This window comes from Edaphobacter sp., assembly GCF_035532915.1.
Classification (GTDB): domain Bacteria; phylum Acidobacteriota; class Terriglobia; order Terriglobales; family Acidobacteriaceae; genus Edaphobacter.
In genome coordinates this window covers 1-23,794 of the sequence record NZ_DATKQC010000061.1, presented here as the reverse complement: position 1 = coordinate 23,794, position 23,794 = coordinate 1, and the positions used below count along the sequence as shown (strand labels likewise).

Here is a 23,794-nt window from a genome sequence, read left to right as displayed (position 1 = left end):
GACCAGAGAGGCCGTCCCCTGCGTGTACGACCGCCCCGGAGCGTTCAGCCGCGCATAGCTCAGCCCGGCAAACGCATTGCCCTCGTGCAGGTCCACCAGCACGTTGTTCGACGTAAACTTCTTCGCGCCCGTGTCCAGGTCGAAGTCCCACTCCACATCCATCTTCGCCGACGTCCTCACCCTCAGCCGCGACACCAGCGGCGAGATCTCCCGCGCCTCGGTCAAAAACGCCACGCCCGAAAGGTTCAGCGTCGTGTCCAAGATGTTGCGCTTGCCATCCACCACCGCGCCGCCAAAGTTCTTGTCGAAGAAATACTTCTGCGTCAGCCTCCAACTGATCCACTCGAGCGCTCCGCAGTGGCTCGAATCCGTCTCCGCATCGCCCTGCGTCTGGTCTGCGTCCGCGTCGTCGTCTGCGTCCTTCTCCTTGGCCTTGCACGGCTGCTGTTTGCCCCCGGCTGGCTTCAGAAACAGCCGCTGGGTCACGCCATACTGCAGCTCGTTGGTGTCGCTCACGACGTCCACGTCGTCAAATCGCAGCACCTTCATAAATTCGTCCACGCCGCCTACATAGCGATACTTCAGCTCCGGCTCGATGGTGTGGCGCACCGCATGGCCGAACAGCTTCTCGACAAACTTCGAGTCGAACGTCCTCTCGATCACCGGCGGCCGCACATCCACCTGCGCTTCCACATCGTTCCGGCTCAATCCGCCCCTGTGCTCGACCGACGGATCGACAATCGCCGCCGGAGGCTTCAGGCTGCGGCTATAGAGCGTCTCCCGAACTCCCAGCGAAGGCACAAACTTCCACTCGCCCAGCTTCAGCCGATAGGCGATCTCAGGATGCAGGTCGAACCGTTGCGTCACTCCGCTGCTCACGAAGTCCGGCTGCACCCGCTTCAGCCCACTGGCCGAGCTCTCAAAGTTCCACAGCAGCCCGGACGTGCCCAGCGCATGGTCGGTCGAGGACATCTCCAGCGCTGGCGCATGGAAGATGCGGACCTCCTGCGCCGGAATCGCCGGTGTCGTCGCCGTCGCAGGCACGGCGACCCGCTTCAAACCCTGGTAGCGGTCGGCCCGCACATCCGACGCAAAGCCGTCGGTCTCATGCACGGCATACGCAAATGAGAGGATATCGGTCGAGACCGCCTGGTTGAAGTTCTCCGTGAACGCCTCGCGGTAAGGGTACGAGCTGAGATACTCCATGTCGCTCGCGATCCGCGTCTGCGAGGAAAAATCGTGGCGGCCGGAGAAGGTCACGTCCTGCCCGCCCTGGTTCACATACTGGCCGCCCGTCACATAGCCGCGGTCCAGCAATCCGCTGTAGCGCCCCGTCGCAAAATCGTTGTCCCGGCCGCGATAGTGCAGCATCGCCGACTGCGACCACCCTCTGCTCGAAAAAAACTCCGCGCCCACCGTCAGGTCGGTGCTGCGGTTGATGGCGAAATAAATCTGCTCGCCCAGAATCAAACCCTTGGTCGAAGACTCGCCGATCACAGGAATCATGAAGCCGCTCTGCCGCCCCTCCGTGTTCACCGGATGCGTCACATAAGGCATATAAAGCAGAGGGATGTTGAACAGGTGGAAGACGCTGTTGCGCGCGCTGGCCATCGCGCCATCGATCTCGAACTTGCCCGCATACAGCAGCCAGTCGGGATGCTCCAGTTGGCACGACGTCACCGTTCCCCCGTAGACCTCGTACTCCTGCGGCCCCTTCTTCACCACCACCCGGCCCGTAAACAGGAAGGGATGCCCATTCGCATAGACAATCTTGTGGCCCGAGCTCTTGAGCCCCACCGAGCCCGACACATCGTAGAAACGTCCGGTCTGCTTGTTCAGGTTCAGGGTTCCGTGGCTCGCCGTGATGATCTCGTTGTTCGCGCCGCCGGTCGCCTTCAGATGTCCCGTCGCCTCCAGTTCGCCGGTCGCGCTGTCGTACTCGATGTGGTCGGCCTCGACCTTGCGATTGCCGTAGGTGATGACCACGTTGCCGTCGAGCACATAGCGGTCGCCCGTCTTCGACTGCGTGTCCGACTCCATCACGACGGGGACAGTCTTCTCTGCTTCCGGAACGACAATCGCTTCTGGATACCGGCCCGTCTCCGGCGCGTCGGGAAGCGCCGCCGCGGGGGTTGCCTGATTCGTCACCTCTTGCGCGCGAAGCTGTGGATGACTTGCTGCAATCATCGTGATAGTTATCAAGAGGTAAACGGTTCTCAGGGCGCGCCGGGCACGCTTTGGGCTGAGAGTCTGCACCCATCTCAATCCAGCTTCAGCCGTCGCAACCGCAAGACCCGCTTGCAGCGTTTCAGAAGGTTCAGGCAATGCAACCGACGGCAGAGTACGCGAGAGCAGCCGGAGTTTCCGGCCATCCCTCGTCTCCCGTTCGCTGTTTTCAAAAAATGTCAGACGCACCACTCTCTGAGGCTAAACGATTTCACGGAAGCGGGTTTAGGTTTGAGCACAATGAGCTCTGCACAGCTTGACATACAGCCACTGGACGAAGCCGCCGAGGAAGCGGAAGCAGCGCTGGCCCCCCTTGCCCTCAAGCAACAGGTCGCCGAGCGTCTCGCCGCCCACCGCGCCCGTCATGGGCAGCAGGCCGCCGCGCCCGCGCCGACGATCGTCCGTCCCGCCTCAACCAAACCTCGTGCCGCCCAGATCGCCGCCGCCGTAGCCGAGCGCTACGCCCAGTCCCAAAGCTACCGCGCCTTCCTCGCCGCCGAGGCTGAGCGCGCTATTCAGGAGGCCCAGGCCGCCGCCGAAGTCGCCGCCCGCAGCGCACAGGCCATCGCCGACGCGCAGAACGCGCTGCTCGCCGAGCTGGAACAGTGGGAGCTCACGCCCCCGCCAGCGCCGCCGTCACCGCTCTCCGTTTCACCAACCTCTTCCTCTGCCACCCCAGATTTGTCATCCTTAGCCCCCCAAAGTTTGTCATCCTTCGCCCCACCCACTTTGTCATCCTTCGCCGAAGGCGGAGGATCTGCTTCTTCAACCGCCCCTCAGCAGCAGGTCTCCAGCGTAGGCCTTACCGTCCGCCTCTACGAAGACCGCAACCACGCCATTCCCGGTCCCTTCAGCGGCGCAAGCCATAATCGCTACCAGAACCCCTTTGCCGAGATCGAAGAAGACGAGCGCCTCGCCCTCGAAGACGAGATCGCCTTCCGCCAGTCTCCTACCTTTGAAGACCCGATAGCGCCGGTAGAGATTCCCGCCAACCTCATCGAGTTCCCCCGCCAGCTCGTCGCCTCGCGCCGCGCCCGTCCGCGCATCGCCGAAGGCCCGCTGCGCGAAGAGGCCGAGCAGGCCCACGACGCAACCCAGCTTCGCATCTTCGAGGTCGAGCCGACCCAGATCTCCACGGCGCCCGCGGCCGAGTCCGCCGAATCCATCATCCCCGAGTGGTCTTCCATCCTGCTGAGCGCCCTCCCGGTCTCCTCGTACGTCGAGCCCGAGACCTCTCGGCTGCCCTTCAGCCCTGTACTTCCGCTCCACGCCGCCTCGCCCAGCCTGCGCCTGATGGCCGCGATGGTCGACGGCTGCATCCTGCTCGCCGCGTTTCTCAGCTTCGTCGTCGTCTTTGTGCTGACGCTGGCCAAGCTGCCCGCACCTCCGGTCGCAGCACATATTCCCCTCCAGATCGCTGCCATCGGCAGTGTCGGCGTGCTTGCCCTGATGGCGCTGATTTACCAAGGTCTCTTCTTCACCTTCTCCGATACGACACCGGGGATGCGCTACGCCCGTATCGGCCTCTGCACCTTCAACGACGAGAATCCCACTCGAGCCGCGATGCGCCGCCGCGTTCTGGCCGGCGTCCTCGCTGCCTGCCCCCTGGGCCTCGGCTTCCTTTGGGCCTGGCTCGACGATGACAGCCTGGGCTGGCACGACCGAATCTCTCACATCTATCAGCGCAGTTACTAGCAGCAGTTATGAGGCTAAATAGCCTATTTTCTGTAGTTTGCAATAAGTAACCTGTAAATCGTTGATTTACAGGTTACATTGCTTGATTTGTAACCGGAGAAACGGTATTTTACCGGTTACATTTGCCTATAAGCCGGGGTCGAAGCATTAGGTTGACCCTTCCCCTGAAACGCGATACACTTCTTAAGTTTGGCGCTGTAGCCCGTGTGTCTCGAATCTTGTTTCGAGCTGAGGGGTTGCAGGGACAACCGGCTTGAGTCCGCGAAACTTGCGACGATTCAGCCAGTTGGCTTGATGCAGTGCTCCTGTATTCGCCCCATGCAGCACAATCTATGTAGAAGAGGCGGCAGCGTTTTCAAGAACGCACGCTTGAGGTTTTAGCTATGTACGCAGTCATCCGCACCGGCGGCAAACAGTACCGCGTTGCCCCAGGCGACAAATTGAAGATCGAGACCACCGCCCATGAGAACGGCGCGGTCGAGTTCTCCGACATCGTCGCCATCAGTGGCGAAGCAGGCAAGTTCGAGTCCGAACTGGGCGGAGCCAAGGTTCTGGCCTCCGTGCTCGGTGAAGGCCGCGGCGACAAGATCCTCGTCTTCAAGCTCAAGCGCAAGAAGCAGTACAAGAAGATGCAGGGCCACCGCCAGAACTTCGTCGAAGTGAAGATCAACGAGATTCAGGTCAACGGCAAGAGCTTCAAAGAAGAAGCAGCGAAGTAAAAATTTAGATTTTCAGCGCGAATGCCCCAAGGCCGCGCGAAAGAGGCAATGCAATGGCACATAAAAAAGGCTTAGGTTCTTCTAAAAACGGCCGCGATTCGAATGCACAGCGGCTCGGCGTCAAGCGCTTCGGCGGCGAAACCGTCACCGGCGGCTCCATCCTGGTTCGTCAGCGCGGAACCCCGCTCAAGCCCGGCGCAAACGTAGGCCGTGGCAAGGACGACACCCTCTTCGCCAAGATCGACGGTGTAGTCCGCTTCCAGGACCGCGGCCAGATTGGCCGTTTCGTCTCCATCGATCCTATCGCCGTCAGCGCATAGATCTTCTAGATTTCCGCAGTTTCAGAAAAGGCCCTGCTTTGGCAGGGTCTTTTCATTTCTGCGTAAACGGGAAAGTCCGTAGGTGACCGCCTCTGCCGGTTTGCCGCCCGCTCTCGGCAACGAAGACATGCGCGTCGAAGCGCCAAATTTATGGCTGATAGGCGAGCTTCCTGGTGACGGCCTCCACCCAGAAGAACGGGTCATGCCGATATTCGATCTTGCCGATATCGCCATTCGTCGTCGCATCCGGATTCGTCAACCAGACAAAGCTGTATTCGCCGGGAATGATCTGGAGATTCCCCTTTGCCACACTGAAGATGACTCCGATGACGATCCCGATCGCGGGAGTCTTTCCCGCCGCCAACGCGATGCTGCCGGTGATCTTCGCGTTTCCGTCGACGATGGGCGGCACGGCCCTTGTGGGCAGGTCTGCGGCGATGGCGAAGGTGGAGCTCACTGGCTGGCTAAAATCAATCGGTTGACTGGCCAGATCATTGGTCGTAGCCACAGTTGCGTATATATGCACTGAACCTGTGAGAAAGTCCTGCCTGTACAGCCCCACAGATGCTCCGACGTTGAAGCGATACGCGAGCGAGCCGGGATTCGAAGAGAAGATGGGCAACGGGATGATGTACTGCCAGGTATTCACCCACCACTGCTCCTGCGCGTCCCCGTTGTAGACCTGGCCCTCCAGCGCGATATCGCCGGTATAAATCTCTCCGCCAATCGCGCCACTGGTGTTGGTGCTGGAAGGAGTCTGGACGAGTGCAACCGTCGCATTAGGAGCGACGATGGTGTTCCATGGCCCGAAAAAGCCGGCGAGGCCGTCCAATGTTGCGGCCAGACGTGAAGGCTGCTTCTTCACAGGAATTGCGGCCGGGGTACGCTGCCTGGCGGAAAGCTCGGCCAATTGTTTGGCCAATCCGCTGGAATACGCCTGGGGATCCTCGCCGAATGCGCTAACGAGAGCGCTTTTCGTACCCGTTTCTCTCAGCCTGGTGCTTAGTCTTGCCTTCTGAACGTCTTCGAGGATGGCTTGGGCTGCGGTGGTTTGGGCTTCACTGGAAGCACTGCTTCCTTTGCCGGTGGGTACAGCGGATTGATTCTGCGGTGATTGTGGATTGCTCATCGAACAGCCTCCCGGAACGATAAAAGGCATGAAGGCCTGATTCCGGGAGTGGATCGACGGAATGAGGCGGATGGATGCCCCTCTAATTCTGGATGAGCCCTTGGAACGTCGATAGCATAACAGGCTCCTTTAGCAGTCGGCAATCTGGCCCTCTTGTAGACGGGAACCGTGGAACCGGGTTCATTCGTTCCGAACGGATTATGCCAATATGATGCTGCGGGCTTCGCCTTCGGGATCGTCCGCGACGCGGCATTGACTATCCCAAATCATCGTCCTGTTGGCTTGAGGGTCGGTTGGCTCCCACTTCAGACCCGGTATGCTCGGGTTTCCAGTTGCTGCAAACTCTGCCCATGACGCAGCCATCTTCTTTTCCAATACCTGCGCCTCGGGCGTATTGCCGGTTCCTTGCTCACAGCGCCTGGTGTTGTCGAAGCAGAACTGGAGATCGGACGTGTGCCATGCACCGGGGATGCCATCGAGCATCTGCGTCTGCCACGTGAAGTAGTAGGCATAGGCTGGTGCGGCTTTCAGCTCGTGCTTCAGCCTCGCCATCTTCACCACATTATTTCGCATGGAGAGTCCGTTGAGTCCAAAACTTCCGCTGCACATGTACGACAGGGTCCGAATCTGCTTTTGCGGATAGGCCTTCTTCAGAGCGGCAACGATGGCCGTAGCTTTTTCCTCGCCATAGGCCCGAGAGAGACCTGCATGCCACTCTTTCTCCGTGGGGTTGGAAGACATCCGGTTGCCTTCTTCGCTGACGGATCCGATTAGCAGGGGCACGTTCCTTGATATCTCCGGAGCAGCGTCGAAGAAGGAACGCATGTTGATCACCTTGCCGTCCACGCACGGCGACCATCCGACGCGAGGCTTACCTGGCGCGCCTGGCCCCATCATGCGAGGACCTTCCGGATTGATCCTGGCAACAGCCGCGTTTCCGGCGGCAAACAACCTGCTCCATTCCATCTTCTGCAGCGACTCGATGTCGTTTGCCGCGAGACCAAGATCTTTCATCACGAGCCGGGCGACTTCCGTTTGCTGCTCCCTGCTGGGGATGTTGCCGCCGCCGCCCGATTGCGCCGCGGCGCGATGGAAGAGCCCCTCAGCCGAAGGCATCCCCATCAACGTGGTCACCTTCGATCCGCCGCCCGACTGGCCGTAGATCATCACGCGATCCGGGTCGCCGCCGAAGTTCTCGATGTTCTCGTGGACCCAGCGCAGGGCCGCCACCAGATCGGTCATGCCGACGTTCGCAGAATCCTCGTACGCGGACCCACCAACCTCAGAGACATCAAAGAAGCCAAGGATATTGAGGCGGTGATTGACAGAGACCTGCACCACGTTATGATGCCGCGCCATCTGCGCACCCTCATGCGAAGGCAGTTCATAGGAGGAGCCGAAGCTGTACCCTCCGCCGTGCATATACAACATCACCGGCAGCTTGCCTGTCAGGCCGGGTGTCCAGATGTTCAGCTTGAGCATGTCCTCGCTCTGCCATCCATCATCCCAATCCTGAAGAAAGGTCTGCTCTATGCTTGTCCAGGGATGCAGGGTCTGCGGGCAATTCGCTCCGTAGACCAAGGCCGGGTACACGTCTGTCCATGGCGTCGGCGGCTTCGCCGGCAGCCAACGGTTAGCGTCGGCGGTAGTCTGGCCGTAAGGTACTCCCTTGAAAGTGAAGACGCCGCCATCGACGAACCCACGCACCTTACCGTACTGCGTTTTCGCAACCGCCGAACGCGGCGTTGAACAGTTGCCCGGTTCCTGGTGGGCCGCGGTCTTGATGCTGTCGGAGGCGAATGCAGATCTTCCGGCAGCAAGGCTCACCCCTGCCGTGGCCGAAAGCAGGAGCGCCTCACGGCGCGTGAGAATAGTTCGATTGGATGATTCAGACATGAATGAGTCTCCTTTACACGGGTTGCCCGAGAATCAGGCAGATCGTATCAACTTTGGTTACATATTCCCTGTCTACCAGCCGGAAAAATCTCCGGCTGGAAACCAAGATTATTCGGGCAAAGCGTACTGGCCATCGATGTGGAAATGACCGCTGACGTCCGGCGCGCCGGTGTCGGGCTGTCCTCCGCCGATGCTGATTGTGTAATCCCCCTGCGCGATGATTGGATTTCCATCCTCCATCACCATGCCCAGGTCGCGCGGGGTCAGCTCGAAATGGACATGCTGGCTTGCACCAGCTTCGAGATGGATGCGCTGGAACCCACGCAGAGCGATGCGCGGAGCTCCCTTGACGTCGGGGAATTTGAGATAAAGCTGCACAACCTCGTCTCCCGCTGTTTTGCCAGTATTGCTGACCGTTGCATCCGCGCCAAGGGGCTGTCCGGCGACAACAGCAGAGGTCGGTATGCTCAGGTTGCTGTAGCTGAACTTCGTGTAACTCAGCCCATAACCGAAGGGATAGAGAGGCTTGCCATTGAAGTATCGGTAGGTCCGATTTGCCATGCCGTAGTCTTCAAAGTTCGGCAACTGGTCGACGCCGGTGTAGAAGGTGACTGGCAGCCGCCCCGCCGGATTGTTCTTTCCGCTCAGGGTCTCGGCAACTGCCGCGCCTCCCTCTTCCCCGGGATACCAGGCCTCAAGAACGGCGTTGGCATGTTGGTTGATCCAGTTAACGGCCAGGGCGCTGCCATTCAGGAGAACGACCGCCAGCGGCTTGCCCGTGGCAGCCACGGCTTCCACCAGATCCTCTTCCGGTTTCGGCATGTCGATGCTGGTGCGATCGCCGCCGAGGAAGCCGGGTTCGCTCACCGGCATCTCTTCACCCTCAAGCTGGCTTGTGATGCCCACAACGGCGATGACGACATCGGCGTTTTTCGCGGCCTCCACCGCTGCGGGGGAAGGCGCGTTGTTCGCCTTTGTCCAGATCAGGTCTGCCTGCGCTTTGCCGTTCCTGCTCCCATAGGTGATTTCAAGGGCAACTTTGCGGCCCTTCTCAAGATGGACGCGGCCAACTCCAGAAACTGGTTCGCTGCCGCCGCCGAACGCAGCAGCAACCTGCTTGCCATCCACGGTGAGCCGGCCGAAGCCCTCGCAGCGAATGCCGAGCAAGAAGTCTCCTGATTCGTCAGGTGTCAAGAAGCCCGACCATTGCACGCCAAACGTTTTCCTGTCAGCCACCTTAGCCGGCAGAGTTTCCTTGGTGAGTTTTACGTTGGGCTCGGTGCGGCTCGTGATGGGAGTGCTCTTCGTCTCAGAACCCGGCCCTCCGCCCATGCCTTCGTTATAGTCGGCCTTCAGTCCGGTCTTGCCGTCTGGCGTGGTCAGAAGAGCGTTGGGTATGGGTGTCCCTTCGGTGCGCAGGAACTGCGTTCCCGGCACGAACGTGATGGATGCGTTGGAAAACTCGGCCTTGAGGCCCTCCATGATCGACACAATATGCGTGGGCTGACCGGCGTAGTTTCCGATCAGCGGCCGAGTCTGGTCGGCCAGCGGACCGATGACGGCGATCTTTTTGATCCCGGGCTTCAGCGGGAGCAGGCCATCGTTCTTCAGCAGCACCATGGATTCATTCGCGAGCTTGAGTGCGTGCGCACGGTGGGCGCTGCTGTCCAGTTCCTTTTCATCGATCTTCGTGTAGGGAACCATGTCAGGCGGATCGAACATGCCCAGCTTGATCCGTGCGGTGAATAGGCGAATGAGGGAGGTGTCGAGAGTGTTTTCCGGCAGATACCCCTGTTGTACGGCATCGATGTATGCCTTATCCACCGGCTCGCCAAATCTCGAAGTGAACGTGACGCATTCGTTGTCCATGCCGCGAATGACCGAGATGGCAGCACCCTGCGCCTGCGTTGGGCGGTAGCGGTGGTTGGCGGCAACGTCTCTGACGGCGTCGCAATCGGAGACAACATACCCTTGGAAACCCCATTTGCCGCGGAGTTGATCCTGCAGCAGGTATTGGTTGGCGCATGCCGGCTCGCCATTGATGGCGTTGTAGGCACACATCACCGATCCGGCCTTGCCTTCCACAATGGCGGCACGGAATGCAGGCTCGTAGGTATCCACCTCGTCGTGCTTGCTCACATCCACATCGGCAAAGTGGCGCGTCGGTTCCGGCCCGCTGTGCACGGCAAAGTGCTTCGGCGTCGCAATGGCCAGGTAATATTTGGGATTATCACCCTGCAATCCGGTTACGTAGGCAACACCCATGCGGCCTGTCAGGAACGGGTCCTCGCCGTAGGTCTCCTGTCCGCGGCCCCAGCGCGGGTCACGGAAGATATTGAGATTTGGCGACCAGAAATCGAGGCCACCCATGATGCCGGTGTGTCCTTCGCGTTGGTTTTGCACGTGCTTGATGCGGCCCTCGATCCCAATCTGGCCGGCCATGGTGTGAATTCCCGACGCGTCGAATGTGGCGGCGAGCCCGATCGGTTCGGGATACTCCGTTACGCCCTCGTTGATCACACCGTGGAGAGCTTCGCTCCACCACTGGTACGCAGGGATCTTGAGCCGTGGCACTGCCGCCGAGTTGTTCTGCATCTCGGACGCTTTCTCGGCAAGCGTCATGCGGCGCACCAGGTCGGTGGCTCGCTGCTCGGGTGATAGCTGCGGATTCAGATAGGGGAGCCTCTCCGCGCTCTGCGCGCCCGCGTTTTGCAGCGTCGAAACAAGGAGCAGCGCTCCCATACAAGTGACTACGTATTTGATCATTCGCTTCACACGGTTTTTCATGTAATCTCTCCAAATAAAATTTTGGGCCAGGCTAAAGGTCCTGGGTGGGCTGCCTGCAAAATCAAAGCAGCAGTTCAAGTAGCTGAGCAACGTTCGCGCCAGATCACGACGGACCCTTGTCTATTCGCAATCTTTGGTAAAGCAGAGATTCTTGCTGAAAAACGGCGTCACGTGGTTCTGAAACCGATCGGCAACCGCGCTGGTGTGCGTTCCGGAATAGATCTCGAAGCTGTTCGCGATTCCATAACTATCGAGGATGGTGTGCAACTTGGCGGCATCGAACCGCAGGCCGTCCTGGTCTCCCACGTCTATCGCAATGGCGCGGTATTGCTTCAAATTGCCGATGTACTGATCGACAAAAACCAGAGGAGCGTTGGCCGTGAACTTTGCCACAATTTCCGGCTGAGGAACGCCGTCTTTCGTTGGCAGGTCGAAATAGAGAGGAGGATTTTTGGGATCAGGTGCCCACGCCGCTGCTGTCGCGTACAGAGCCGAGGCAAAGCCAGGAGACTGTGCGGCAAGATCCGCCGGAGACTTAGCTGCGGCAGCTTTTTTTTCACCGGCGAGCGCACGCTCTTTCATTTGATCGCTGGGGCCGGGGCCTCCGCCGGTCATCGGAGACATGCAGCAGGGACTCATGATGTAAAGAGCCCCGAACACTTCGGGATGCTTCATGCCAATACGCGACGCGCCATAGCCTCCCATGGAATGGCCGACGAGGCCGCGGCTCTGGCGATCGGGAATCGTGCGGTAATGTGCATCGATGTACGCAACGACATCGTGCCAGATAAATTTCTCGAAGTCCCCGGTAGTGACTGAGCTCGAGTACATGGAGCCGTTGTAGATAGTTTTGGAATCGGGCAGGACGAAGATCATTTCCTTGGAGCCCTGCGCGAAAGCGCCTTCGATCGTCTGCGGCACGTGAATCTCATGCGTCCACTGCTCGGCACCGATGGAATAACCGTGGAGCGCGTAGACCACCGGATAGTGGCGCATTTTATCTTTGTTATAACTGGGCGGAAGAAAGACGATCACGTCACGATCGACAGCGTCACCCTCAAGATTTCCCTCAAGCGATGCCCCATGAATCTTGATGTGCTCTACCGTCACTGGCTTTGCCCCAGGTACCGTATCCGGAACGTTGACCTTCACCTGAGCGGTGGATTGCATTGCCGGCGCAATGATGAGGGCAAGGACGCATGTAAATATCAGCTTTGTCGTTCTCATAGGGATACTCTCTCGAAGGTCTGGCTACCGCAGCGGGTAGGAGTAGATGTTGACGCTGAAGGGACGCACTGTGACGACGTCAGGAAGCGTGCCGAGTGATTGCTGTTCGACCTGGACCTCAGGCTTCTTGTCTACCTGAACGGTGGCATCGATCGAGTCAGGCGCCATGCGCCATAGGGTTCCAGCGCTTGTGAGCTTAGCGCCCTTGACTGCAATGCTGATGCTCTGTTCCGAGCCAGATGGATTGAGCACGGCAATGGTGAGTGCCTTACGGTCTTCACTCAGTGCAGCACTGACGTCGAGGGGATAGGTATCGCTGCCCGGGTTAATCGCAGGCTGATCGCCGCCTGCCGGGAATACGGGTTTGGGCTGCGGCGAGTCTCCAGTGGTCTCGACGGGAATCGTGCCGAAATGATCGCGGTACATCTTGAAGAGCATCCCTGTGGGGTTGAGAACGGCTTCGGTCCGGTTCTCACTCATCATTGCGGTCGCGAAGGTAAAGGCTCCCATCTGGAAGACGTCGGAGTGGCGGAACATTTCGTGGAACGCCCACGCGTAGGCAGGAACGACCTTGTAGCCGTCTCGATTGCTGCCCATGTAAGCCCATTCGTCAATCGCAATGGGGACGGGTTTGGCGCGCAATGCTGGAATGCGCTTCAGATACTCCTCATAGTGCTCATATTTGGCACGGACCTGCACCGCGGGGGCGCGCTCCCACTCGATCAGCGAAAGCGGCGGATCGATCGTCACCTTCTTTTGCAGCTTCATGTCTGTGTGCTGCGTGCCCGAAGCGTAGTAATGCTCACTGATCATGTCGATATTGTCGAGGCAATGGAGGATCATCTGGCCGGTCCAGTCGGCTGCTGATAGATAGTCAGGAACATACTGGCCGTTGATACGTCGCGACTGATCGGCGCCTTCCATCACATCGGGCATGGCGCCACCCGCGATGAGCTTGATGGATGGGTCTACCTTCTTCATCTCTTTCGCAAAGAGGTTGTGTTTCACTTCGAACTGGGGAAGCGACATCGCGCCCATCTGATAGTCGCCCCAGGGTTCATTGCCGATGCCCCAGAACTTCACGTGATACGGCTCAGGATGGCCGTTTTGCGCACGCCATCTCCCCATCGGCGTGGTTGCGGGTCCGTTGGTGTATTCAACCAATTCGCGCGCCGACCACGCATCTCCAAATCCGGCATTAACGGTGATGTAAGGATCGACGCCAAGCAGACGGCACAGGGTAAGGAATTCGTCCGTGCCAACATCATTGGGTTGAACGGCGTGCCAGACAGGATCGAAAATTGGAGGCCGCTTGTCGATATCGCCCACGCCATACCGCCACTCGTAGGCTGAGACAAAATTGCCGCCGGGGAAGCGAAGCACGCCAAAACGCAACTGCTTGAGGGCGGCGATCACTTCGGGCCGAAAGCCTTCAATGTTATCGGCTGGCATGAGCGATACCGCGCCGACGTGAAAGGAGCCCTTTCCTGTGCCTGCGATCTCCAGCGTTGCATTGTCGGTGTCGGCTGCGGCGATATAGTGCAGCGGGAACTTGCGATACGCAGTGCCGAGTGTGTGGAGGGTGACTGTCTGACGATCAGCCGCCGCACTGCCCCATATGAGCGTGACCTTCACTACGGCCGCCGGATCGCCCGCGAGCACAATGCGGCCCGTGTAACTCTTTCCTTTCCGGACGGCGATTCCCGATTGACGGAGGCCGTGTGGATCTTTCGGGTCAAGTTTGACCAACGGAGACTGATCTCCGCTGTAGGGCAATTTCGCATCCATGATGACCACACCCGCACCGCCGATCGGAGCCCACCACCGGGTAGGCGGCCGATGGAGCCGGGGATTACCCACGGCGTTGCCCATCACTGGAGGAGGTGTGGGGGCTGCAGTGTCAACCGGATAGAAGAATTTCCGATCCGCAAGCATCTCAGACCAGATACCCGTATTCACGATGTCTCCGCCATGCTCCAGAAACTGTCCGTAAATATTTTTGGAGATCGGAGTCCCGGTCTTCGAGACATCGATCGAAGCGTTGATTGGGGGCGATTGGGCGAAAGCAGCAGAGTGTAGAAATGCCATCGACAGCAAAGCCACCGCAAAGCCTGCACCTGCCTTTTTGATCTTAGAGCCACTCGCGAACCGAATTGCTATACAGGGTGCCAAACTGCTGTTCGGCATCCACAAAGCGGCGAAAATCCGACGATACATATACCCCCCACGCATGCGAGCAAGCGTTTACCCGATTTGTTGTGCTATCGGGTTTCGATCTCGAGTTAGGCACCAATTCTTGCCTATCTGGACGGAACGTACGAACTATACAAGGAACATTGTGCACAAAACAAGACAATAAATCGTTTTAGTACATTTGCAAGCGCTGATCGATTGTTTGCGGCGCCGCATTCTTCGGACGGAACAAAAGCGGTTAGGAAAATATATTCAGCATGATGGTGATGGCGCCAGTGGGCATGACCCCAGCTCCCGCAGTGCGAATGGTGAAGCTGATCGAGTCACCGTAGATGAACGGGTTTTTGGTGCTGGACACAGTCGTCCACTTTCGGAAAGTGGGCGCATTCTGGGAGAAGAGTTGGGCGACTGGGCAACCTGAAGTGTGGGCAAGGCCGCCGCGAAAGAGATCCGGGTCTATCGCGCAGAAACTGTTGTCCGTTTCGCGGCGCGACGTTAGAGTGGTACGAAGGTGAACCGATGCTCCGCTGCGAGACTATCTCGAAATGACCCGAGTCAGCGCGATTTTTCTTCTGGGTCTGATCGCTTTGTCCTCCCTTGCAATTCAAGCCATGAAACCGGAGCCGATCGCATCCGCTGCACGGGCGGATGGCTCAAGTCAGCACGAGGCTGACGTTCGACGCGACAACTACGTCGGCGATGCGGCCTGTATCTCTTGCCATAAGAAACAGGGCGCGTCTTACCTGCACACCTCGCACTACCTTACCTCGCAGCTGGCAAATAAGGAGTCGGTGCTGGGTTCGTTCGAGGAAGGATCAAATGTCCTGACGATCGTCGATCCGACTACAACGGCAGAGCCTTTCCTCTATTTCAAGATGGAGGCAAAGCATGGCGGCTACTATGAAACCGCCGTGACCGGCTGGGGCAAGCAGGTGCAAACTCGAACCGAGCCAATCGACATAGTCACTGGCTCCGGGGTCCGGGGAGCGACCTACCTTTATTGGCAAGGCAACCAGTTGTATGAGCTGCCGGTAAGCTACTGGACGGACGGGCATCAGTGGATCAATAGCCCCGGCTACGAAAACGGTTCCGTCGACTTCTCGCGGCGCGTCAATCCCGGTTGCCTGGAATGCCACGCGACGTACATCCGACCGCTCTCACAGGACCCGGCCACGAATCGCTATGACAGGGACAGTCTGGTGACTGGAATCTCATGCGAGAGATGCCATGGTCCAGGCGCGAAGCATGTGGCAAGTGAGAAAGCCGGTTCAGCTTCCGCATCGACTGGGCAGACGATCCTGAACCCGGCTAAGTTTTCTCGCGACAGGCAGGTCGATCTGTGTGCACTGTGCCACAACGGTGTTCAACGTGAAGCTACCGCACCAGCGTTTTCCTATATGCCCGGCAAGCCGTTGACCGATTACTTCAGACTCTTGCAGACAGATGCAGCAGAGCATCCAGATGTTCACGGCAATCAGGTCGGTCTGCTGCAGAGAAGCCGCTGCTACTTATCGTCGCCGAACATGACCTGTTCGACCTGTCACGACGTACATGCAAAGGAGCAGCCGGCTGCAGCCTATTCAGCGAAATGCCTGACCTGCCATCAGTGGCAGAGCTGTCCGGTTTCAAAAACTATAGGACATTCCATCGCGAATAACTGCATTGATTGCCATATGCCAGTTGAGCCGACAAGGGTGATCGTCTCAGAGACGGCGGATAAGGTCGTTCGAGCAACCATGCGAAATCATTGGATCAAGATCTATCCAGGCACCGGCAAGCCGGGAGACAACACTAAGCGCTGAGTGGAATGCTGATTGCAATAAATAAATGAGTGCCGCGTTTGCAGGATTTAGACAAGAGGCGTTGTGACGTATGACCTATACCCCTGGTGATTTGCCCGAAGTACGCCTCAGCAACGGGCCTCCGCACGTAACGCCGGGCTAAACCTGTCTGTCAGGTGGCTTCGGTTGTAAGGTATAGCTCGCGACCCGGTCGGTGAAGCTCAAACTAGCTTCCGATTAACATGGTCAGTCCAATTTGTAAGTGGGTCTTCGGATTGGTGGCTGGGAATCTCCGCACACTGAAGTTCATTGCTCCTCAAGAGACGAGGGAAAGTCTCTGTTACCTCGTGGGAAAACCTGTGCTAAGAATTTCCTTGACACTGCCCCGCATTTCCTCGTACTGTTGCGATCCTCAATGTTAAAGCGATTTAGAAGATTGTTTAGTGAAACGTATTCAGCTTTCGCATTGAGGCTGAACAGACACGAAAACCAAAGATTTCAGAGCTGGGCTGCACTATCAACAGATGTCACACATTTCACAGAACGTCCCAGCATGACATTAGTTCGTTGGAGTGAGCGGTAGATCTAGAATTGCAATTTTTTGAGGAGGCACATTGTGATGAATCGTGGAAGAACAAAGATATTCACGCTAGTGATGTTCTTATTGTTCGCCTGTGTTTTTACCTACGCACAGCAGAACTCAGTGATAACCGGAACCGTGATCGATAACCAAGGGGCAGCCATTGCCGGTGCGCAGGTATCTGTAACTGCTGACGCGACCGGTTTCGTCAGTAATACGGTGACTAACGCCAACGGTATATACAGTATTTCTGGGCTGAACGTCGGCACATACGAATTGAAGGTCACGATGAACGGCTTTCAAACCTATGTCACCAAGGGGCTGGGAGTGAACGTCTCCCAGACTCTACGAGCCGACGCGACTTTGTCCGTGGGAAGCGTCAGCGAAACGGTGACCGTCTCGGCAAATGCACTTACAGTACAGGCCGATTCTAACGTTGTAAGCTCCCTGATCAGCGCGGATCAGATAAGCGAAATCGCCACCCAGAACCGCAACTTCGCCGCTCTGGCTGCCATCGGGCTCGGTGCCAGTTCCATGATGCCCGACAACAACACGCCGTCCGCTGGAGCCGGGGGAAGCAGCTTCAGTTTCAGCATCAACGGCCTTCGTCAGAACCACAACATTTTTCTTATTGACGGTGGCGAGTCCGACGATCGTGGCGGAGCCGGCGGCATGCAGATTATGCCTTCGCAGGATGCCATCGCTCAGTTCGAGACTCTTTCCAGTAACTACCCACCCGACTACGGTATCTCGTCGGGTGCCACCATCTCGCTTAGCCTCAAGAGCGGCACGCGCGACTTCCATGGCTCGGTTTGGGAGTTCAACCGCAACACAGCCTACGATGCCAACTACTATCTCAACAAGCAGGCCGACCTACCACGCCAGGTGTTGAGATACAACATCTATGGCTTCAACATCGGCGGTCCAGTCACGATTCCTGGCGTGTACAACAAAGACCGGTCGAAGACCTTCTTCTTCTGGAACGAGGAGTGGCGCAAGATCAATCAGGGCAACTCGCCGAACATCGTTAACACGCTCCCCGCCGCCGACTTCCCGGTTGCGGGTCAGAATTTGAAATACGTGGCGCCTGGATTTGCCTCCAGCTCGGCCATTCTCGTTCCCTCTTCCAGCAGTGTGGGCGATCCAAAATACCAGAAGAAACTTCAGAATCTGGGGTTGGCCCAAGGACAACCCTTTCCCAACAACACCATTCCCGCGGCACTGTTTGACCCGAACGCCCTAGCCTATCTCAACTCCGGAATCGTTCCAAAGCCGAACCTGCCCAACGATCAGATCGCCAGCTCCGCGCAGACGCCCCTTAACGTGCGCGACGATATCGTCCGAATCGACCATCGCATTAACGACAAATGGCAGATCCTCGGTCACTACCTGCACGATTCCGTCACGCAGGTGCAGGGTGGACCTATGATCGGATGGTCCGGCGCGAGCTATAACACCATTACCAGCTCAATCATTACGCCTTCCAACAGCGCTGCTGTCAAACTCACCGCAACCATCACTCCAAACCTGCTGGCAGAAGTCAGCATGAACTACGACGGCAACGTCATTAATATCGTCAACAGTCCGAATTCGCAGTTGCCCACCGGCTTCAACATCCCCCGGTTCTTCAACAACAGCTCCAATAACGTGCCCAATATGCACTGGAACGGCCAGTATGGAACCCAGGAAAACCCAGGCTCGGCTCCATGGCACAATGCCGCCCAGGACTACAGTCCTAAGATTGATATCTCTTATTTGAGCGGTAAGCACTCCATGAAGTTCGGCCTCAGCTATAACCGTTACACCAAGAACCAGCAGCTCTTCGGAGCCCCGGGCGGCGAGTTCTTCTTCGACAACGTCACCGGTGGATGTATTGGTACGGACCCAGCTACAGGGAAGTGTATCCCATACTCCGGCGATCCATTTATGGACATGTTGTTGGGCCTCTCCACCAAGTATTCGCAGACCCAGAGCCTGCCAATTCGTCACTACGTCAATCAGACGACATCGGCCTACGTGATGGATAACTGGAAGGTTACGCAGCGCCTCAGCTTACAACTGGGACTTCGTTACGATGCTCTGCCGTCCGCCTATGAGCGTGGGAACAACGTAGCCAACTTCGACCCCAACCTGTATCTAGCCAGTCAAGGTCCAACCTATGTACCGGGAAGCACCTCTCTCGATCCAAAAGGACCTGGATTTCAAATCGTGAACGGTCAGCAGTTCTACCTCAATGGCATCTATATCGCCGGACAGAATGGTGAACCGAAGGGTCTGGTCAGAAACGACTACGCGACTTTGCAGCCGCGCGTCGGCTTCTCTGAAGATCTCTTCGGAAACGGCAAGACCATTCTGCGTGGCGGCATCGGCTCCTTCTACGAGCGCTTGCAGGGCAACGACATCTACGATGTTGCTCCTAGCGTTCCTTTCTCCAATACTCCGAATGCAACGAATGTCTACCTATCGGATCCCAGCACGGGCTATGTAAAGGGTGGAAACTCGCCCAGGCCTTTTGGTCCTCAGGGGCTGACAACCTTGTCGCGTACCTTCCGAGCGCCAGGAATTGCCCAGTTCAGCCTGGGTGTGCAGCACGAAATCAAGCCGTCCGTCGTGGCAGTCGTGCAATACGTTGGCAACCTGGCCTGGCATCAGAACATCCGGCGCCAAATCAACAACTATCCACTCGACACGCCGATGGACATCCGTGCTAATAACGGAGACCCAAGCAACAATTCCGGAACAAACCCCAATCACGCGGCATTGTCGAACGGGGATTTCTATCGCACCTTTCGGGGATATAACACCATCAACGAGCAGGAGAACAACACAAACGGTAACTACAACGGATTCCAGGTAGGCCTTCGAGCGCAGAACCGCTGGGGTCTCTCGGGCGAGGTGGATTACACCTACTCCCACGAGATCGACATCTCCAGCAACGATGACCAGGGTGTCGGCAATCCCTTCAACCTCAAGTACGACAAGGGTTCCGGTGCTTTCGACCGTCGCCACATCCTCAACCTTAACTACATCTACAAACTGCCTATCTTCAACTCAGGTTCGGGTCTCACCCACTCGCTGCTTGGAGGCTGGGAGATTGCAGGTACGGCAAACTTACAGACGGGCGGCATCATCAACGGCGGAGGCGCGAATAATGGTACGAGCCTCAACGTTGGATACGACACGATCGGCCTGGGCGGTGGCTACACCAACCGGCCCGATGTCGTGGGCAAGATCCATTACACCAAGAAACAGAATGAGTGGTTTGATCAATCAGCCTTTGCAGCGCCCATCCCGGCCTGGGCAGGTGGTGCAAACCTGGGCTTCGGTAACGCTCGCAAGGACACGGTCATCGGTCCGGGCCGCGTCAACTTCAACACCTCAATCTACAAGTCCTTTGCTATGACCGAAAGGGCCCGCTTCGAGCTTCGCGTGGAGTCCTACAATACCTTCAACCACACGCAGTTCGACAACATTGGCCAGCAATTCCAAGGCTTCAACAGTGATGGAACTTCCAAAGGCAGCTTCGGTAAGGTCACCAGCACGTACGACCCCCGAACACTTGAACTGGGAGGCAAGATTATCTTCTAAACCAGTTTCCATCTCCTGGCGCGGCAGCTACCCTGCCGCGCCAGTTTTTTATTGCAGAGCAACAGGACGAAATCGTATGACAGTGCAATTCACATCAATTTGTTAAATTTGAATTCGTGGAAAAGGAAAAGCCCGTTTCCATTGGGCCCTCTTCTTTATCTCCGTCGTGCATTGCTATTAGGATTATCTTTATTGAGATGCGTCGTGGCGCAAATCCGAACCCAAGATATTTATTATGAAAAGTTTGCGTGCTGAAGTCCCGGGGACAAGGTGAAGCGCCAAAGTCAAACATGGTTACTGCTGGGAGTGCTGTGGGTTGTAATCTCCAGAACCGCTATCCTCTCAGCTCAAGACGGTTCCCGCCAGAATGCCCTTGCACTCGAGCAACAGGGACAGAACGCTGAAGCCGAGCAGGCGTGGCAAAGCATAGCTCGCAGCAATCCGCAGAACGCAGAGGCGTTCGCACATCTTGGCTTGATGGAAGCCCGCCGGGAGCACTACGACGACGCCATCTCCAACTACCGCAAAGCGCTCGCACTCAATGCCGCGCTGCCAGGACTCCAGATGAATCTCGGCCTCGCGCTCTTCAAGGCCAAAGACTTCAAGGGCTCCATCAAACCCTTCACCGCCGAGCTCAAGAAGCATCCTGACGACCTGCGCCTTACAATCCTGCTCGGCATGGCGCACTACGGTATGGGCGACTATTTTGTAGCGATTCCATATCTAAGGAAGGCGGCGGAAAGAGATCCGCAGAGCCTGCCCCTCCGGCTGGCGCTCGCCCACAGTTGCTTGTGGAGCAAACAGAATCAGTGCGTTCTCGATGTCTACAAGCAGATTCTCGCCCTGAATGCCGAATCCGCAGAGGCGGACATGCTGGCCGGTGAGGCGCTCGACGAGACGGGCGATAATGCGGGGGCCACCGAACAATTTCGCGCGGCCGTTCGGGCCAATCCGAAAGAGCCTAACGTCCACTTCGGGCTGGGCTATCTCCTCTGGACTCAAAATCACTTTCCGGAAGCAGCCAAAGAGTTTCAGGCCGAGCTCGACAATGATCCCAAGCATCTCCAGGCGCGAGCCTATCTTGGAGACTCCTATGTTCACTTGAACGACTACGCAAAGGCGCTGCCAGAGCTGGAAAAGGCCGTTGCTGTCGATCCGTCATTTGCCCTTGTGCACCTCGATCTCGGAATTGTGTACGAGGAAGAGAACCGAAAGGACGAAGCAATCGGCGAGCTTCAGAAAGCGATCGCGCTCGATCCAAAAGACGTCGCCCCGCACTGGCGACTGGCGAAGTTGTATCAATCCATGGGAAGAAAAGAGGATGCTAAAGCCGAGTTCGCCAAGGCAAGCACGATGAACAAAGAATCACTTCAGGCAAGCCACGCCCTCTACGAGAAGCTCCTTGAAGCTCAGCAGGCATCACAGCGGTAGATATCTTCTTCTCTGCTAGGGGTATAGTCCTGGCATGCTTAGCTGAGTACATTGGCTTGGTGGAACCGAGCAGAAGGTCAGCTTCGGTCGGTCTTGGGTCCGTGGTCTCCCGTTCCCAAATGCGAGGCACCTGGGCACCCATTTCAGTGGGAGAACACACTTCCATGGCACCCAGGCCTCGCCGGTAAGGTCAGAATCCTCGGCTTCAAAAATCTTCCGCCATTCCGGCATGATCGTGGTCTTCAAAACCACGTTTGAGGTATTCGCCAGGGTTGGCCCCGACAACTCGCTTGAACGCCTTACTGAACGCAGCGTCGGACTCGTAACCGACCGACCGAGCGACGTCTATGAGCTTTTTGTCACGCTGTTCGAGTAACTGCATCGCCTTCTGCATCCGCCACTCGGTTACATATTCCAGCGGTGTTTGCCCGAGTAGCTCTTTAAAACGCGCTGCGAATGCGGAGCGAGACATGCCCGCCGCCTCGGCCAGGGATTCGACCGTCCAGGGTGTATTCACTCTGTCGTGAATGGCACTCAGCGCCGTGCCCAGTTGAGGATCGAAAACGGCACGAAGCCATCCTTTGTTGCGCCATTCCACTCCCGACGCGATATGCGCCCGGAGTACCTGGATAAATAGGACCTCGGCTAGCCGAGTCGCGACTACTTCAGATCCCGGCGACTGTTCTGCCATTTCTGATGCCAGCGCCTGCATTGTGTTGTGAAGAGCCAGCGTGCGTGCCTGCTCGGCCTTCATCAGAATGAAGCTCGGCAATAACTGAGTGATCGGCTTCAGGCTGGCGCGATCGAAACTGAAGGACCCACAGACGATTGTCGTCGGTGCGCCACCACCTCCATAATGAGCGACATTGTTGTTGGCCTTGGCCCCGATCTCGCGGAAACTCCACCTCGGACGTGTTCGCGGGCTGTCGCGCAAAACAATCGAAGTTCCCCGGGCCAGCAAAAAGCAATCGCCACCGGTGAGGGGAATCGGCTCCGGAATCCCTTCGACACTCAGCCAGCAGTTACCGCGCGACAGCATGGCGAAGTGCGCCAAATCTGTGGGTGAAATTTTTTTGCCGGAAGGCGTGACTTTTTCTTCGGTCTGTTTCTCTTGTATCAAGCCCCACGGGGCTGTAGCTTCGAGCCTGTGCTGACCGAAAGCGGTTACGTGCATCGTTCTGAAGATGTCGGTTATCGGATCCAATGTGGCCTCTTAGTTTGGACGAATAGACAAAACATTAGGACTCCTGAGCAGTTCTCGTCCACCGCCAAAGAAATCTACTCTTCAGTACCGAATTCTACACATCTACCAAAGGGAGTCATTATGGGAAAGCTTGAAGGTAAGGTTGCAGTCATCACGGGTGGATCGAGCGGCATGGCGCTGGCGAGCGCCAAGCTCTTCGTTGAAGAGGGTGCCTACGTTTTCGTCACGGGCAGGAGGCAGGAGCAGCTCGACGAGGCGGTGAAGGCGATTGGCCGCAACGTGACCGGCGTTCGCGGTGACGCGGCAAATCTCGACGACCTCGACCGTCTGTTCGATACGGTCAAGCGAGAAAAGGGCAAGATCGACGTCCTGTTTGCGAGCGCCGGCACGGGCGAAGCCGTCCAACTGGGCGAGATTACCGAGCAGCACTTCGATGCGACCTTCGGCCTGAATACGCGCGGAACGCTGTTTGCGGTTCAGAAGGCGTTGCCGCTGTTCAACGATGGCGGATCGATCTTCATGACCGGGTCAGTTGCTTCGGTGAAAGGCTTTCCTGGTTACGGCGTGTATGCGGCGAGCAAGGCGGCGTTGCGCTCATTCGCACGCACTTGGCTCAACGAACTGAAGGGCAGGAATATCCGGGTGAACGTGTTGAGCCCGGGGCCGATTGCCACACCGATGCAGGACCAGGTTCTCACCAAGGAGGCGAAGGAGATGTTCGAATCCCTAATCCCGCGGGGAAAGATGGGTCAGCCTGAAGAAATCGCGACGGTCGCGCTGTTTCTTGCTTCAGACGATTCGAGCTTCGTGAATGGGGTGGAGTTGGCTGTCGACGGCGGCTTCTCGGCCATCTGATATCAGCGGATCTCGGCTTGATGCATGATTGCCGATGCAGTGCGCGGGGATAAACCGGCATGAAGCAGGGCATGCAAGAGTCCTACGAGAAAGGAGTAGCGAACGGCTCGGCCCCGAGTTTTGCGTTGCACACCGCGAGGTGTTCGGCGAAGCGTAAACAGGG

At 57.5% G+C, this 23,794-nt stretch carries 14 protein-coding genes; 7 read left to right on the top strand and 7 right to left on the bottom strand.

The annotated features are described in order from the left end of the window. Nucleotides 1–2,187: LPS-assembly protein LptD (locus tag VMU57_RS03245; protein WP_325380733.1), on the bottom strand; the 2,187-nt coding region annotated here is incomplete at its 3' end. 279 nt (nucleotides 2,188–2,466) lie between these two features. On the opposite strand from VMU57_RS03245, the gene VMU57_RS03240 reads away from it, so the two are divergent. The 3 genes from VMU57_RS03240 (at nucleotide 2,467) to rpmA (ending at nucleotide 4,960) form a co-directional block, all read left to right on the top strand. Then, complete coding sequence (locus VMU57_RS03240; RefSeq protein ID WP_325380731.1) at nucleotides 2,467–3,921, top strand: RDD family protein; 1,455 nt, start codon at nucleotides 2,467–2,469, stop codon at nucleotides 3,919–3,921. 383 nt (nucleotides 3,922–4,304) lie between these two features. Next, on the top strand, nucleotides 4,305–4,640 hold the full coding sequence (rplU, locus tag VMU57_RS03235) for a 50S ribosomal protein L21 (RefSeq protein ID WP_325380729.1): 336 nt from the start codon (nucleotides 4,305–4,307) through the stop codon (nucleotides 4,638–4,640). Between the two features lie 53 nt (nucleotides 4,641–4,693). Continuing rightward, nucleotides 4,694–4,960 carry a 50S ribosomal protein L27 gene (gene rpmA / locus VMU57_RS03230; protein WP_325380727.1) on the top strand — a complete coding sequence of 89 codons (267 nt, stop codon included), beginning with the start codon at nucleotides 4,694–4,696 and terminating at the stop codon, nucleotides 4,958–4,960. A gap of 148 nt (nucleotides 4,961–5,108) precedes the next feature. Here rpmA and VMU57_RS03225 read toward each other — a convergent pair whose 3' ends face one another. The 5 genes from VMU57_RS03225 to VMU57_RS03205 all read right to left on the bottom strand — a co-directional run bounded on the left by VMU57_RS03225 (nucleotide 5,109) and on the right by VMU57_RS03205 (nucleotide 14,087). Further along, on the bottom strand, nucleotides 5,109–6,089 hold the full coding sequence (locus VMU57_RS03225; RefSeq protein WP_325380725.1) for a hypothetical protein: 981 nt from the start codon (nucleotides 6,087–6,089) through the stop codon (nucleotides 5,109–5,111). A 198-nt stretch (nucleotides 6,090–6,287) separates the two neighbouring features. After that, nucleotides 6,288–7,985: a carboxylesterase/lipase family protein gene (locus VMU57_RS03220; RefSeq protein ID WP_325380722.1), complete on the bottom strand. Its 1,698-nt coding sequence runs from the start codon at nucleotides 7,983–7,985 to the stop codon at nucleotides 6,288–6,290. Between the two features lie 108 nt (nucleotides 7,986–8,093). Next, entirely contained in the window at nucleotides 8,094–10,772 is a 2,679-nt protein-coding gene (locus VMU57_RS03215) for a glycoside hydrolase family 3 C-terminal domain-containing protein (RefSeq protein ID WP_325380720.1), read from the bottom strand. Nucleotides 10,773–10,892: 120 nt separating this feature from the next. Further along, complete coding sequence (locus tag VMU57_RS03210) at nucleotides 10,893–11,999, bottom strand: alpha/beta hydrolase (RefSeq protein ID WP_325380718.1); 1,107 nt, start codon at nucleotides 11,997–11,999, stop codon at nucleotides 10,893–10,895. Nucleotides 12,000–12,023: 24 nt separating this feature from the next. Beyond that, nucleotides 12,024–14,087, bottom strand: a complete 2,064-nt coding sequence (locus VMU57_RS03205; RefSeq protein ID WP_325380716.1) for an alpha-N-arabinofuranosidase — start codon at nucleotides 14,085–14,087, stop codon at nucleotides 12,024–12,026. A 650-nt stretch (nucleotides 14,088–14,737) separates the two neighbouring features. On the opposite strand from VMU57_RS03205, the gene VMU57_RS03200 reads away from it, so the two are divergent. From VMU57_RS03200 to VMU57_RS03190, 3 genes are all read left to right on the top strand, one after another. Then, nucleotides 14,738–15,994 carry a multiheme c-type cytochrome gene (locus VMU57_RS03200; RefSeq protein ID WP_325380714.1) on the top strand — a complete coding sequence of 419 codons (1,257 nt, stop codon included), beginning with the start codon at nucleotides 14,738–14,740 and terminating at the stop codon, nucleotides 15,992–15,994. A gap of 598 nt (nucleotides 15,995–16,592) precedes the next feature. Continuing rightward, complete coding sequence (locus tag VMU57_RS03195; RefSeq protein WP_325380712.1) at nucleotides 16,593–20,141, top strand: TonB-dependent receptor; 3,549 nt, start codon at nucleotides 16,593–16,595, stop codon at nucleotides 20,139–20,141. A 270-nt stretch (nucleotides 20,142–20,411) separates the two neighbouring features. Next, a complete protein-coding gene (locus tag VMU57_RS03190; protein ID WP_325380710.1) occupies nucleotides 20,412–21,572 on the top strand; it encodes a tetratricopeptide repeat protein in 1,161 nt (386 codons plus the stop codon). A 205-nt stretch (nucleotides 21,573–21,777) separates the two neighbouring features. Here VMU57_RS03190 and VMU57_RS03185 read toward each other — a convergent pair whose 3' ends face one another. Then, nucleotides 21,778–22,776 carry an AraC family transcriptional regulator gene (locus tag VMU57_RS03185; RefSeq protein WP_325380708.1) on the bottom strand — a complete coding sequence of 333 codons (999 nt, stop codon included), beginning with the start codon at nucleotides 22,774–22,776 and terminating at the stop codon, nucleotides 21,778–21,780. 120 nt (nucleotides 22,777–22,896) lie between these two features. Here VMU57_RS03185 and VMU57_RS03180 point away from each other — a divergent pair, with 120 nt between their 5' ends. Continuing rightward, complete coding sequence (locus VMU57_RS03180; protein ID WP_325380707.1) at nucleotides 22,897–23,631, top strand: SDR family NAD(P)-dependent oxidoreductase; 735 nt, start codon at nucleotides 22,897–22,899, stop codon at nucleotides 23,629–23,631. The last annotated feature ends 163 nt before the right edge of the window (nucleotides 23,632–23,794 follow it).